Source organism: Bacillota bacterium, from assembly GCA_012837335.1.
Taxonomy (GTDB): domain Bacteria; phylum Bacillota; class Limnochordia; order Darwinibacteriales; family DTU012; genus DTU012.
The window spans coordinates 1-14,207 of record DURM01000069.1 but is presented as its reverse complement, the minus strand read 5'-3'; the positions used below and the strand labels follow the sequence as shown (position 1 = coordinate 14,207).

At 45.9% G+C, this 14,207-nt stretch carries 12 protein-coding genes; 5 read left to right on the top strand and 7 right to left on the bottom strand.

The genetic code is table 11. The annotated features are described in order from the left end of the window. Positions 1–1,556: oligoendopeptidase F (gene pepF / locus GX019_09885; protein HHT37469.1), on the bottom strand; the 1,556-nt coding region annotated here is incomplete at its 3' end. A 199-nt stretch (positions 1,557–1,755) separates the two neighbouring features. Between pepF and GX019_09880 the strand changes: the two genes are divergently transcribed. The 4 genes from GX019_09880 to GX019_09865 all read left to right on the top strand — a co-directional run bounded on the left by GX019_09880 (position 1,756) and on the right by GX019_09865 (position 6,127). After that, positions 1,756–2,652, top strand: coding sequence for an ATP-binding cassette domain-containing protein (locus GX019_09880; GenBank protein ID HHT37468.1), 897 nt, complete (start codon positions 1,756–1,758; stop codon positions 2,650–2,652). Continuing rightward, positions 2,649–3,911 (top strand): ABC transporter permease, encoded by a 1,263-nt coding sequence (locus tag GX019_09875; GenBank protein ID HHT37467.1) that lies wholly within the window; start codon positions 2,649–2,651, stop codon positions 3,909–3,911. Before GX019_09880 ends, GX019_09875 begins: the two co-directional genes overlap by 4 nt. 281 nt (positions 3,912–4,192) lie before the next feature. Further along, positions 4,193–5,404: a hypothetical protein gene (locus GX019_09870; GenBank protein HHT37466.1), complete on the top strand. Its 1,212-nt coding sequence runs from the start codon at positions 4,193–4,195 to the stop codon at positions 5,402–5,404. Positions 5,405–5,413: 9 nt separating this feature from the next. After that, positions 5,414–6,127, top strand: a complete 714-nt coding sequence (locus GX019_09865; protein ID HHT37465.1) for a DUF1349 domain-containing protein — start codon at positions 5,414–5,416, stop codon at positions 6,125–6,127. 57 nt (positions 6,128–6,184) lie between these two features. On the opposite strand, the gene GX019_09860 is transcribed toward GX019_09865, so the two are convergent. From GX019_09860 to GX019_09835, 6 genes are all read right to left on the bottom strand, one after another. Beyond that, positions 6,185–7,375, bottom strand: coding sequence for a trans-2-enoyl-CoA reductase family protein (locus GX019_09860; protein HHT37464.1), 1,191 nt, complete (start codon positions 7,373–7,375; stop codon positions 6,185–6,187). 20 nt (positions 7,376–7,395) lie between these two features. Continuing rightward, positions 7,396–8,619, bottom strand: coding sequence for an anaerobic sulfatase maturase (locus GX019_09855; protein HHT37463.1), 1,224 nt, complete (start codon positions 8,617–8,619; stop codon positions 7,396–7,398). Between the two features lie 3 nt (positions 8,620–8,622). Then, positions 8,623–10,167 carry a sulfatase-like hydrolase/transferase gene (locus tag GX019_09850; GenBank protein ID HHT37462.1) on the bottom strand — a complete coding sequence of 515 codons (1,545 nt, stop codon included), beginning with the start codon at positions 10,165–10,167 and terminating at the stop codon, positions 8,623–8,625. A gap of 49 nt (positions 10,168–10,216) precedes the next feature. Beyond that, positions 10,217–10,681 carry a ferritin family protein gene (locus tag GX019_09845; GenBank protein ID HHT37461.1) on the bottom strand — a complete coding sequence of 155 codons (465 nt, stop codon included), beginning with the start codon at positions 10,679–10,681 and terminating at the stop codon, positions 10,217–10,219. Further along, positions 10,666–10,998 carry a hypothetical protein gene (locus GX019_09840; GenBank protein ID HHT37460.1) on the bottom strand — a complete coding sequence of 111 codons (333 nt, stop codon included), beginning with the start codon at positions 10,996–10,998 and terminating at the stop codon, positions 10,666–10,668. Before GX019_09840 ends, GX019_09845 begins: the two co-directional genes overlap by 16 nt. A gap of 167 nt (positions 10,999–11,165) precedes the next feature. After that, positions 11,166–13,172: a S9 family peptidase gene (locus tag GX019_09835; protein ID HHT37459.1), complete on the bottom strand. Its 2,007-nt coding sequence runs from the start codon at positions 13,170–13,172 to the stop codon at positions 11,166–11,168. A gap of 197 nt (positions 13,173–13,369) precedes the next feature. Between GX019_09835 and GX019_09830 the strand changes: the two genes are divergently transcribed. Continuing rightward, the gene (locus GX019_09830) at positions 13,370–14,065 is read left to right on the top strand and encodes a hypothetical protein (protein HHT37458.1); all 696 of its coding nucleotides are present in this window, start codon (positions 13,370–13,372) and stop codon (positions 14,063–14,065) included. Positions 14,066–14,207 lie beyond the last annotated feature (142 nt).

Genomic DNA, 14,207 nt, shown 5'->3' with positions numbered 1-14,207 from the left:
GGCTGACGCATCCAGGTCAGTCTCGCCAAATCATCGATTTCCACAGCATCTCCCCAGAAATCGGACAGCACATCACCTTTCAGCTGATTAAGGAGATTAGCGGTAATCCCCCGTCCTGATTCAGCCGCATCATAAACACGGCGCTGATACTCTCCTTCCAGCAGGTGAGTTACAAAGTTGTGATAGTAAGTGCCTAAATACTGCATAATTACCCACCGCTTCATGTTCACATTATCAGACTGGGATAAAATGTGATTTCCCAGCAGCAGTTCATTCATGGTTGAAGGAGCTTCAACAAGATAAGTAGATGGGCGCAGATTCAAAAGATTATTGTACTTCTCTGCCAAAGCAAAATGGCCGGCATGTCCAAGTTCATGAACTAAAGTAAACGCAGAGCGCATGTTATCGGTCCAGGTCATTAAAATAAATGGATGCACTCCAAATACTGTTGCACAGAATGCACCGGTAGATTTACCCACATTATCGGCCAAGTCAATCCAGCGGTTATGCAGGGCTTGATCAATGATCTCCAGATATTCATCTCCCAAAATCCTCAGCGCATCAAGAATCAAACCGCGAGCTTCTTCAAAGGAGATTTTTGGATCATTATCCGGATCAATCTGTGCCTTCAAGTCGCAAAACATCATCTGCTCTAAACCAAGCTGCTCTTTCTTAAGCTGAGCATAGCGGCGCATATGCGGGGCTAGTTCTTTTTGAATAATATCCAGCTGGTTGTAATACATTTCTCTGGTTACCTGCTGGGGCTGTAAGAGCATATCAGTAACTGACTCGTAGTTTCTGATTTTAGACAGGAGAACCTGCTTCTTTACCTCAGTTCCGTATGTGCCGGCAAATGTGTTCTGATACCGTTTTAAAGTTTTTTCAAATGATTTAGCCGCCTCCCGCCGCAGATATGTATCGGGCAGCTGTTCATAGAGATCTTCATATAGTGCAAAGGACATCGCTAGTTCGTTACCGTCCTGATCCTTGATCGGTTCAAACTCCATATCTGCTGCCTTGGATCTTTGGTAGATCATATAAGGCGCTGAATGCACTTCATTGAGAGCTGCTAACACCGCTTCTGTTTCTGGTGAAAGGCGGTGCGGTTTAGTTTCAAGAATATCACTGATATACTTGATGTAGCTCTTTAACGCCGGGTCTTCAAGGTATGTTTTAACCAGGTCATCTGGTAATTCCAACAGCTCGGATTCGAGAAATGTCAGTTCAGAAGCAACTTTTGCCTGAAGCGATGATACGCGGGCGGCTTTTTCCTGATTATCCGGGCTTGTGCCATCAGCTGATAATTGCAGGCTTGCATAATTTCCTACCTTAAGTAAACGCTTGTAAAAGGCTTCCACCGCCTGCAGGCAGGCCGCCAGCATCTCCGCACCTTCTCCAAGCTTACCTTTAAACTGGGTTATCTCTGTAATATCCTGCTCAAGAGCCTTGAGTTCCTGTTCCCATGCCTCGTCATTAGGGAAAATATCCGCTATGTTCCAGGTTATTTCTTCAGGAACTTCATGGCGCATCAGCCGTTTAGACTTTTTCTCAGCCATAAACTCATCTCCTCATTGACTAATCTCGTTCTATTATAGTACAAAAACGACGATTACAGCAAGGAAATTGCAATTACTGTCAGGAACGCGTCTTATAGTTGAATTTTCTAAAAGTGCACCCATATTAACAAGCTATTGACTTGATGAATAATTAAAGATATGATTATTCCATAATATTTCACTGTCGGGAGGGGCGCAGTTGGCTTTAATTGTTAACGAAATCACAAAAGACTTTCGCGATGTGCGCGCAGTTGATCATCTCACTATTGAAATCAAAGAAGGTAGAATGTTTGGTTTTCTCGGCCCTAACGGCGCAGGAAAAACCACTACTATCCGCATGATCTTGGATATAATCCAGCCTGATACAGGCTCAGTTACCTGGAAAGGCAAACCTTTTAGCAGGCATCCTCAGGGAACCTTCGGCTATCTGCCAGAAGAACGGGGTCTATATCCAAAGATGCGAGTTGAAGAGCATTTGATCTTTCTGGCAAGACTAAACGGCTTAAGCAAGCACGATGCGGTTCAAAAAACGAAAGTTATGATCGACCGCTTCCGCCTTGGTGAGTACCGTCATAAGCGAGTTGAAGAGCTGTCGAAAGGAAATCAGCAAAAGGTACAGACAATCAGCACATTAATTCATGAACCGGAAATCGTTTTCCTAGATGAGCCCTTCAGCGGATTAGACCCGGTAAATACCGATCTTTTGAAAGAGCTGCTGTTGGAAGGAAACAAAAAGGGACAGACCATTGTCTTTTCCAGTCACAGAATGGAGCAGGTGGAAGAGATGTGTGAGGATATCTGCATTCTCAATCGCGGCAAACTTGTCCTTAACGGCAATTTGCGCGAAATCAAGCGGGCGATCGGCCGACAGTATCTGCGCTTATCTGTGGAGGGTGACCAGAACTTCTGGCGCAGGTTCCCAGAGCTAGAACTGGTTAACCAAACTCCTGAATACCTTGTTTTCAAATTAACCGACAAAATTGATACCAATGCCGTGTTAGCAGCGGCTTCACAGGCAGGGACGGTCATCCACTTTGAATTAGCAGAACCTACCCTCAACCAAATCTTCGTCAGCAAAGTAGGTGAAGCGTCATGAGGAATATCGGGATTTTGATCAGCCGCGACTTCTCAACGAGGGTTAAAGGAAGTTCATACATCATTACTACCATCTTGGGAGTACTGATTATTATTGCTTTGGCTTTTGTACCGGTGGCAATGGATTGGTTAGAAACAAAATTCGAGCAAACAGATGTCCACCTGCTGCTGTTAGATAAAACCAGCTCTGTTGGCTCCAAAATTGAACTTGTTCTTTCGCAGCAGTATGCGGATGCTGACTACATCAGCGTAACCACTGCCCCATCCTTATCGGAGTCAGAAGCGCTGACGCAGATGGCCGCGGAAAACAAAACCGGTGTCCTGATTATTGATTGGAATGAATTCGGCAGCCCTGTTTATACCCTGCATACAAGCAATGCTGAAAACATCAATCAAAACAGCATTGTCCAGCGGATTGTCAATCAGGCAAATCTGCAGTTTAACGCGGAGCAGCTTGGGCTTACTTTTGAACAAGTCGCTTCCTTAACCCAAACTCCGTATTTCCATGTTAAAACAGTCAGCTTAGACCCAGAAGGCAGCATTGACGAAGGAACCGAGCTGGAATCTGAAGCTTATGCACAAAACTTGGTACTTGCCTATCTGCTGCTGTTTATTATTTATATGGCACTAGTGCTGTATGGAAACATGGTGGCCACTGGGGTTGCTGAAGAAAAGAGCTCTCGCATTATGGAAGTTATGGTTTCGACAGTCAAACCTCTTCACCTTATGATCAGTAAGATTCTAGGGATTGGCGCCCTAGGTCTGCTTCAATTCGTAATTTGGATAGCTACTGGGATTGTGGTAGTTACCATGAAAAACCTGGGCTTTTCTCTTGGCTCCATCCCCCTCGGGAGTTTAATCTGGTTTGCGCTTTTCTTTGTACTCGGCTATCTATTTTACGCCGCGATTTTTGCAGCAGCTGGAGCTCTTGTCAGCCGCGTTGAAGAAGTGCAGCAGATCAGCACGCTTTTAATGATGGGCTTGGTCGTTGGCTTTATCATTGCATATGCATCGTTCTTGAATCCAAACGGTTCCCTGGCCATTGTCGCATCAATAATCCCATTTTTCTCGCCCATGGTGATGTTTGCCAGAGTGACCTTAACTAATCCTTCGGCAGTTCAGGTGATTATCTCTCTCGCACTGCTGATACTCGGCACTGCATTCAACACCTGGATTGCAGCCAAGATTTACCGCGTTGGAATCTTGCTGTACGGCAAGCGCCCACGTATCAAAGAAATTATCCGCTATATTGCAAGTTAAACTCTGATTCGACAGCTCAACCATTTCGGTTGGGCCGTCTTTTTAACATATATTAATTTAGATGTATTTTTGTTGAGTTTTTCTGCTGCACAAAAAGGAATCTGGTGGTTTGATGCGAATTATATCTACAAACGGAAACGTTTGTATCTTACTTGTTTTCTTTTCGTAAACGTTTACGGCAGTCTTGTCATTTTTGAGAAAGGAGGTATAGCTGAAAAAATAACTCTATGCTTGCTGTAAACATCAAGGGATCAAGGTAAATTAAAAGGAGGTCGACATCTGTGAAAACTTCACGTATTGGTGTACTGCTGTTGGTCTTAGGTATGGTATTTACAACAGGCTGTCTGGGAATTTTCAGCAAAGATTATACAATCTCTGGTGTTGTCGTTGACACCGAAGATAACACTTTAGAGGGCATTGAAATTGTAATTTCCGGTGGCACTTCCACAACTGTTAAAACAGATGCTGAAGGCAAGTGGACCGCTGAAGTTAAAGGAAAGGTTACTGTAACTCCTAAACATGAAGATTATGCTTTTGAACCAGAGGAACTTGAGGTAGAAAAAGCCGCATCCGATTTAAATTTCGTTGGTACACGCTTGTCAGAATATGCAGTTTCAGGTGTCATCCTTGATGATGAAGGTCAGCCCTTGCCTGGCGCCGTTGTTAAAATCACTGGGCAAGTGGAGCGGGAAGTGACAGCAGACGAAGAAGGAAAATGGGCAGTTGCAGATGTTAAAGGTAAAACCAACATTACAGCTGAAGCCGAATTTTATAAGTTTGGCACCGAAACAGTAACCGGTCCAAGAGACGATGTCCAATTAAAAGGTGACTATATTCTGGTTGCTCGCTATGAATTTGCTGAAGTTGACGAAGATAAAATCGCCGACTCATCTAAAAACCAAAATGATGCTGAGCTGATCGGCAGCTTCACAAGCATAGAAGGACCAGTCGATGGTGCCATTAAACTGAGTGGTACCGATAACTATGTACAGATGCCAGAAGGCATTATCGCTGATTTAGAAGAGCTCACAGTTTCAACATGGGTGCGTTTAGATGAAAAAAGATACTGGTCCAGAGTCTTCAGCTTTGGAAATAACTTAGACGATCCAGATGATGGGGTTTTATTCCTTGCTGCACTTGGATCAAACTTTGAGACAGACGAGCATCAGGGCTGGCTGAAACTTGACTGGGCTGTATACGGCATTGAGGACTCCGACATTTTCGTCTTAGGTCCTATTTTAGAGGTAGGCAGATGGTACCATGTGGCTGTCACTCTCACTAAAGATACAGCAAGCCTGTATGTTGATGGAGAGCTCTATGATTCAACAGATAATATTGCTCTACCAAAGGATCTCGGTGTGACCGAGCAAAACTATATCGGCAAATCTAACAATAGATGGCCGGATCCGCTCCTAAATGGTGCTATTGCTGATTTCCGGATCTACAGCGCTGCCCTCTCCGCAGAACAAATTGCAGCCTTAGCTGCTAAGTAGTGTCGGGTTATGAAGTCGAGCAAGTTCCTATTACTGGTAGCATTGGTTGTCTTTGCACTGGCACTGCAGGGCTGCGCTGAGAATAGTCCTGAAATGGAACTAGTAGCCGGAGAAATCTTTCGCGATGAATTCGACTCAGAAACGTTGGCTGAACACTGGACTGTCGGTCCCAATCCGGAACATAGAAGAGACGATAAGTGGTCACTGACCAGCTATCCGGGTTATTTAACAATTACAACTCAAGACTCTGATATCCATGAAACAAGCAACCGCCCAATCAACTTTTTCATGTATAAAGTGCCGTACGAGCATTTTGAAGCTGTAACCCGCATCATCTTCCAACCGGAGCAGGATTTTGAGCAGGCCGGATTGTTTATCTACAAGGATATGGACAACTACGCGCGCTTAGCCCGGGTTCATGCTTTTGGCAATCAGTCAGTTGAGCCGGCATTGGAAACCGATGGTTCCTACCGTGAGTGGATCCAGACCATCGGAAATACTGCTGAGATCTATCTAAAAATGTCGATGATTAGGGGCCAGCTTGGCTACCACTACAGCTTTGATGGCGTCGAGTGGGTTGAGATCGACAGCCGTCCCTATGTGCGCTGGGATGATGTGTACCTCGTTCTCTATGCGATCAGTCCTATAAGTGCCCGCCAAATCGATGCCCTGTTTGACTATGTAGAAGTAACAGAGCTAAAATTTGAACCTGTTCAGCAGTAAAGCTGGGATTAAGAAAGACCGCTGTTTTTGACGAACAGCGGTCTTTTTTTATAGATGTTAGTTATTAATACTCGGTATCTGGATATCCACCGCTACATTCTGGGAATAATCAACTTCGGGAAACTCAAAGCCAAACAGCTTAAAAAAGTCAGCGCGGAATCCTTTTATATCCGACAGCTTGCCAATATTTTCGCTGTTTATCTTCTCCCAGAGCTCCTGCACCTGCTGCTGCACATCAGCGCGCATCTCCCAATCATCGAGGCGAATTCTGCCCTCCCTATCTGTGTCCGCGCTCACGCCGGAAAGCTTTGAGGTGAAGAGGCGGTAAATCTGCTCAACACAGCCTTCGTGAATATTTTTGTCCTTCATCACCTTAAATAACAGCGATGCGTAAAGAGGCACAACCGGTATCGCTGCGCTTGCTTGGGTGACCACCGCTTTATTTACAGAAACATAAGCTCGGCCGTTAATCTCCGCAAGCTGTTGGTTCAGCTGGTCAACGGATGCTTCTAGATGCTCTTTCGCCATTCCGATTGTACCGCTGCGGTAAACAGCATGAGTTATTTCCGGCCCAATATAGGAATAGGCAAGCGTCACACAGTTTTCTGCTAAAACACCGTTTTGCAGAAGCGCCTTGATCCACAGCTGCCAATCTTCCCCACCCATCACCTTTATTGTTGATGCAATCTCCTCTTCATCAGCCGGTTCAATAGTCACAGTCGATATTTCACCGCTGTGAAAATCTACGGTTTTGCTGGTAAACGGTTCTCCGATCGGCTTTAAAACGGAAGTATAGGTTTCTTTTGTAACAGGGTCAGTTCGTCTCGGCGCAGCTAAGCTGTAAATAACCAAATCTACTTGGCCTAGGTCTGCTTTAATCAGATCAATTGTCTGCTGCTTCACTTCATCAGAAAAAGCGTCACCATTGATGCTTTTTGCGTATAAACCGGCACTGGCTGCTTCTCTTTCGAAGGCGGCAGTATTGTACCATCCCGGCGAAGCGGTTCTGCTGCCCGCAGCTGGGCGCTCATAAAACACACCGATGGTATTAGCTCCTGCCCCAAAAGCTGTGGCGATTCGTGATGCCAGGCCATACCCGGTAGATGCGCCGATAATCAGCACATTTTTCGGTCCGTCAAATTTTCCCTGCTCCTTCACATACTCAATCTGCTGTTTAACATGAATACTGCAGCCCTGAGGATGGGCTGTAGTGCAGATGAATCCGCGAAACTTTGGTTGAACGATCATCAAACCACCTCTGTTTTAAATTATGAAAAGCGCTCCAGACAGCATTTCTTGAATTTTTTACCGCTTCTGCAGGGACAGGAATCATTTCTGCCCGGATTTGCCCAAACTTGATCATATTTCTGCTGCATCTGTTTTTGAACTACAGCAATTGGTGTTCTCATCTGGATCAACTCAACCATTAACTTCATAAAAGGGTCAATGTAGCCGAAAAACTGCCGGTAGCCCTCACACAAGTAATTCAGTCCATCAATGCGGTTTTTCGGACACCCGCCCCGGCAGGCAAATAAAACCGGACAGGTTTGGCATTTTTTTGCCGTTTTTTCCCGTTTATTATCCCCAAATGTTTTAATAAAACTGCTTTGAGCAAGACTGCCCAATTCTTGGTTATGAATATTCCCTAGATAATAATCTCCATCGACAAAATGGTCGCAGGCATAAACATCGCCATTATGCTCCATCGCCAAAGCTTGTCCACAAACTTCGCTGAAAACGCACAATCTGCCGCCAAATCCACTCCAGATTGCAAAGCATTCTTCAAACAGCTGGATGGAAATCCTGCCCAGATCATTTAACAGCCACTCATCAAAAATCGCGGTTAAGAACCGGCCGTACTCACTGCCGGTAACGCTGCGTGAGCTGGTTTGGCCATCGTCCAGCCATTCGATAATCGGAATAAATTGGATAAACTGCACACCCAGGTCCTTAAAAAACTGGTACACAGCTTTTGGTTCCCGAACATTAGCCGCATTAACTGCGCACAGCACGTTGTAATCAACTTGGTGCTTCTGCAGCAGCTTAACACCGGCTGTAACTGAGTGGTGCGTAGATTCTCCCCGTTTATCGCGGCGGTATTGGTCATGAAACTGGGCCGGTCCATCGATGCTGATTCCAACTAAGAAGCGATGCTCTTTAAAGAATTCACACCAAGCTGAATCCAGCAAAGTGCCGTTGGTTTGAATGGCGTTTTCTGCCTGCCAGCCCGAAGGCAGATATTTTTCCTGCAGCTTAATAACTTTCTTAAAAAAATCGATGCCCAGCAGGGTGGGTTCACCACCCTGCCAGGCAAAATGGACTGTCGGACCAGGCTGCGAAGCAATATACTGCTGGACAAACAGCTCCAGAGTTTCATCCGTCATTCGAAAGTGATTCTGATCCGGATATAACTCCTCTTTCTCCAAGTAAAAGCAGTATTCGCATTTCAAATTGCAGATTGGCCCGATCGGTTTAACTACAACACTGTACACTTTTTATAACTCCTCCGGCCCGATATCGGCACCTAAAGGCCTCAATCCGTCCTTTTCATAGAATACTGGCCCTTTAGCCCAGGAAATGGCCAGATGCATCAGAAGTTCTGTTTTCATCTGCTCGCGAATTTCCGCGTATTGAGGATCATCGTAGAGATTGTTCCATTCATGCGGATCCGACTCGAGGCAGTACAATTCACCCTGTGCCTGGTCCACCTTGCTCACAGCTTCAGTTAAAGGTCCTGGCAGGTAGAGAATCAGCTTCCAATCTTTTTTCCGCCACATATATGACGGGGTGCCGTACTGCCGATCCGGCGCACCTCCGTAGAACTCACAGAAGCCGCCTAGTTTTTTGGCATCACCTAATAAATCTAAACCAGGCAGGCGCGGATCCTGGCGGGCATTAATCGCATTAGTGATGGTGGGAATCAAATCCACTAATTCAGCCGGACGGTGATCAACCGTACCCCGCTTAGCTTCAGGAACAACACTGCCGGATACAATTAAAGGAACGCGCACACTGCTGTCATACAAGCAGTATTTGCTGAAAGTATGCTGGCGCTCACCCATCATGTCACCGTGATCGGAGCAGAAAACAATAATGCTGTTTTCCAGTCTTCCCAATTTCTCCAGCTTGTCCAGAACTTGGCCAATATAGTCATCAAGCCAGCTGCAGTTTGCCCAATAGCGAAGCGTTGTGCGGCGCCGCTCTTCACTGCTCAGGTTTTCCCAAACCTCACGCCACCTCTGATAGCGAAGCTGCATCTGAGGATTCTGCTCTCGGGTTGCTTTAAGATGTGTGTCCGGCTCTTCTAACCACGGTGGTACCGGCACATCAGGAATGTCATTGATATCATATAAGTCTTCGAACTCTTTGATTACATTAAACCCGGCATGGGGCTTAATAAACGATAAGTACAGGAACAGGGGACGATCCGGATCTACCCCTTCATCCAAGAATTTGAGGCACTGCTCGGCAATAAAGCCGTCGCGGTGATCTGATGGCGAGATTTGGCTAGTCAACCCAATATATCCATTGGGATTCTCTTCGCCGCCCCCAAAATCCTTAGTCTCTTCAAAATATCGTTGTAATCCTTCCGGATTGACATCACTCATCATCACTGCTCCCTGCTCATATTGAGCACTGTCCCTGTGCTGGCCCTCTGCCCGCACTTCAAATCCGCGGGTTGGCGGCTCAGGGTTTAGGAAACCGTGATTCCAGTGGGTTTTGCCAAATCCTGCAGTCTGATAACCGTTCTGCCGCATCAGTTCCGGCAGCGGGTTTGACGGCAGGCGGTCCTCAAAAAACAGTCCTCCTCCATTGCCGCGAACACCCAGCTGTGATGGGTAATATCCAAACATCATGGAATAGCGGCTGGGTACACACATCGGCGCTTGACATACTGCTTGCTCATAGCGAATCCCTGTCTTTGCCAAGCGATCGATATTCGGGGTCTTTACAAGGGGATTGACAACACCCAGGGCATCCCAACGATGCTGATCCGTCATTAAAAAGATCACATTTGGTTTGCTGTTAGGCTTACTCATCTTTACATGACTCCTTCATTGTTTGCTGCTATTATCATACCACAATTTGTTAAAGATCTAAATATGGATACCATTCCTCTGAACGGCTGAGAAGTTGAATCAACTGCCAAATCTGCTGTCTGTGTTCTTCCTCTTCTTCCGCTAACTGTTTAAAAATTGATGTGACTGCTTTATCCAGGCTGGATTCAGCCAATCCCCGATAGAATAGGACACTTAACTCTTCAAACCGGAGCGCCAGCTGGTATATTTCCATAATGTTCAGCTGCCCATAGTTAACCACAAAAATCTGCTCCCGAAAAACATTCTGCAGACCTGCCAGCTGTTCGCTCTTTAAAAAGCGATGTTTGTCTGTACTTTGAACTGTCTTCAGCTTCTGGTAATGCTTTTCTTCATCAGCGGCCAAGGAAAATAATACTTTTTTGTGGTCACTGGCTTTAACATGCAGCGCCAGTCTATGATAAAAATTCTTCCCATCCAGTTCCATCTGCAGCGCAAATCTCAGGATATTACCCACAGCTGACCTCCCCCAAAGATAGCCGCTGCCGCTGCCGGATCGATCCGGTACGGCGATCCTTCGCCTGCATAAAAGCTATGCTTTTCAATCAAATGAATATTGAGCTCAGAAAAGGAAAGAGTTCGGTCCAGGCGCAGGCACGCAGTCAGCCACTTTGCTATATCTGCATGAGTTAATCCCAGCTCAGCTGTGGTGCTCTGGTCGGCTGCCAGAATATCTGCTAAGCTCCGCTGATCCGTGCCTAAAAAATGATAAGCCGCGAGTATACCTGTACGCATGTTGTTTTCAATGTGGCTGTTCCTGTCAACTTTGCCCACTGCCGATTCCTCCCCACTAAAATTTACAGATCATGCTGGGACTGCTGCGTAGATAGGCGTGTTTACTTTAGGAATTTAGTTGATCTATATGATCGAACAAGCAATTTCATAACTAAAAAAGCTGCTGACTGATCAGTCAACAGCTTTCAATCGCTATGTGTTTAAAGCTACTGCTTAAGAAAACGGTCAAACCACTCAGTAATCTCTTGCAAACGGCGGATTCTCTGTTTGGGCTTGCCGCTTCGGCTCAGTTCATGGCTGGCACCTTTGAACATGCACAAGCGGGACTCGACCCCATGGAATTTAAGGGCATTAAACATCTGCAGGCCTTCCACCAGCCAGCAGCGGTAATCCTGATCTGAGTGGATAAACAGTGTGGGGGTTGTAACCCGATCAGCGTACTTCAAAGGAGACGATTCCCATAACTTCATCGGATCTTCCCAGGGCGTTGTGCCTATTTGGTCGGGAACAAAATAGTAGCCGATATCGGTGGTCCAGCCCATCGATACCCAATTGGAAATGCTCCGCTGCGACGCAGCCGCTTTAAATCGGTCGGTGTGTCCAATAATCCAGTTAGTCATAAATCCTCCGTAAGAGCCTCCGGTAACTCCCAGGCGCTCTGGATCTATGCTTGGATATTGAGCTAAAACTGTATCTGTAAACTTCATAAGGTCATCATAATCGATTGTACCGTACTTGCCGCGAATATCGGCAAACGCATTGCCCCTGCCATCGCTGCCTCTGGGATTGCAGAACATGACAAAATATCCCTGGTTCGCCCAATACTGCATTTCATGGTAGTAAACTTCCCCATAAACAGTCTTCGGTCCACCGTGGATATCTAAAATTGCAGGATACTTCTGATTAGGATCCCAATTAACCGGTTTCAGAACCCAGCCATCGATTTGGATGCCCTCGGCAGTCTGAAACGATACCGGTTCTGGATCTACGATCATCTTGCTGTCGGTAAACCAATCATTAAAGTGAGTTATCTGGGTTTCCTGCTCCTTTTCCAGCTTATATATTTCCTGGAGGCGGTTAGCACTCAAGCGAGTCAGTAGTATGCTTTGGTTGTGAACTGCAAACCCATCAACAGATCCCGCCGCAGCAGTCAGTTTCGTAATCTCACCATCCGCATTGATTTTGTTTAAGTAAGAACTTGCACCCTCGGTGCTGACAAAGTAAAGATGCTCATTAAACACTTGTAACGAGCGCGAATGTCCGTAGCGGCAGTCTGAGCCAACGGAGCTGCCGATAGAAAGATCTAGGTCCGGTGTAAGCAGTTTTTGCGCTCCATCACTAGTGCTCACGGTATAAAAACGCGGATTTTGATTAAGCCCATACTCACTGCCGTCATTGCCGACGCAAATCAGCAATTCGTCAGTGAGAAAATCAGCAAAATAATAGCGAAAGTTCTCCGGTGCTGATAAAAGTCTTAGTTCCTTGGTTGCGAGATCCAGAAGATAGAGTTCGTTTGTTAACTCACGCTTGCCGCTGATGGTCTGAGCGATCACAGCTGCTTGATTCTTTGCTTTGCTGAGGACAGCTAAGCTCACACTCATCTTCTCATCGGTTAGAGGCTCCCAAGAATTGCTGGTTATGTTGTAGAGATAAATACGGTTGCGGATCCCGCTGATGAATCCTCGGTTATCCTGCCAATATGGAATCTCTTCCAACACTTCAAAATCCCGCTCTTCACTCCGCTCCTTCAGAATTTTAGCCTTCTCAGCATCATCTGCGTTGGCTAGAGGCGGGCGATCCGGATGGTACAAGCCAACAAGTAGGAAATTTTCCTCATCAATCTGCTCAACCTGCGCTACTGTAAAGGGCACTTCAAAATACTTGACCGCTTCACCGCCGTGAATATTGATCCGGTAAAAAATGGTAAATTCTTCACCTTTGTTCTGTCTCTCCTTATCCTTGGCATCCCTTGTTCCGGCAAAAATGATGTGTTCATTGTCATTAAGCCAGGTAAAACTGCGCTCGTTATTTAGAGCCGTAAGCTGAAAGTACCTGTCTTCTTCAGCTCGATACAGCCATAAGTTTGAATCATAGCCGTTTTGATCAAGATTAGCTTTATGTACCGCAAAGCACGCATACTTTCCATCGCCACTGAACTCAAGACCGGAAAGGAAATGGAATTTGGTAAAATCATCTAATTGAATTCGTTCCAAGCAGAGCACCTCAATTCCTTTTACAGTATTTGGTTTATTATAGCATAAACGAATTCCCCGGTGCGATGGGTTTGGCAAAAATGTTGTTTCTCAAATGTTAAAACGGTAAATAAGTAGACGCGCCCTGTTGATTTTTTCGCAATCTTGGGCTAGAATGATAGTATGAATTAAATCAATAATACATAGGGGGTATTATGATGAAGAGAAGTCTTGTATTGTCCTTAATCTTCGTGCTCGCATTAGGGACTGCTGTATTCGCACAGCCGCAATATACAGCAGTTTACGGCACACCTGTAATTGACGGTATCATGGATGACGTATGGTTGAGCGCACCGGTTGTTGAGCTGACCATGGATAACTATGAATCCATCGGCGGTTCCTACGTAGCTAGAGGCCCAGGCGGATTTGCTGCAGGTGCTCAATTCCGCGTTATGTGGGACGAAGAAAACCTCTACTTATTTGCTGACGTAGCTGACAGAGATGGCCGCTTTGATGCTAACCCAGGTGCTAACTTCATTAGAAACGACCTGATTCAAGTGTGCATTAAGCCAGACCCATCTGTAGCAAAAGGTGAAGGCAGATTCATTTTCGACATTATTGCTGACTCCAACGTTGGCACTCCGCTGGTATATGAAAACTGGATGATGCCAGGTAACGTTGACTTGCCAGTTGGCGGTTTGACCTTCTTCGGCGGCTACACAATCGAAGTAGCATTCCCATGGTCAATCCTCAATCCGCCGGCAGTTGAGGAAGGCGTAAGCTTCCCATTCGCTCCATTCCTGCTTGACGCTGACAAATACGGCGAAAGAAAAGGCTTCTTATTCGCATGGCCAGGCGGCGATGGCGGCATCGGCGATGAAGATCAATGGAATACCGTTACTTTAGTAAAATAATCATACCGTCAAAAAAAACCTCTGCTTTAGAGCAGAGGTTTTTTATTTTCTTAGTACGCTTTGACTTCAGTCCAAATGCGGTCATATTCCCGCAGCATATCTCCCACATGGACAAATACTTCTGTGTTGGCAATATCCTCAT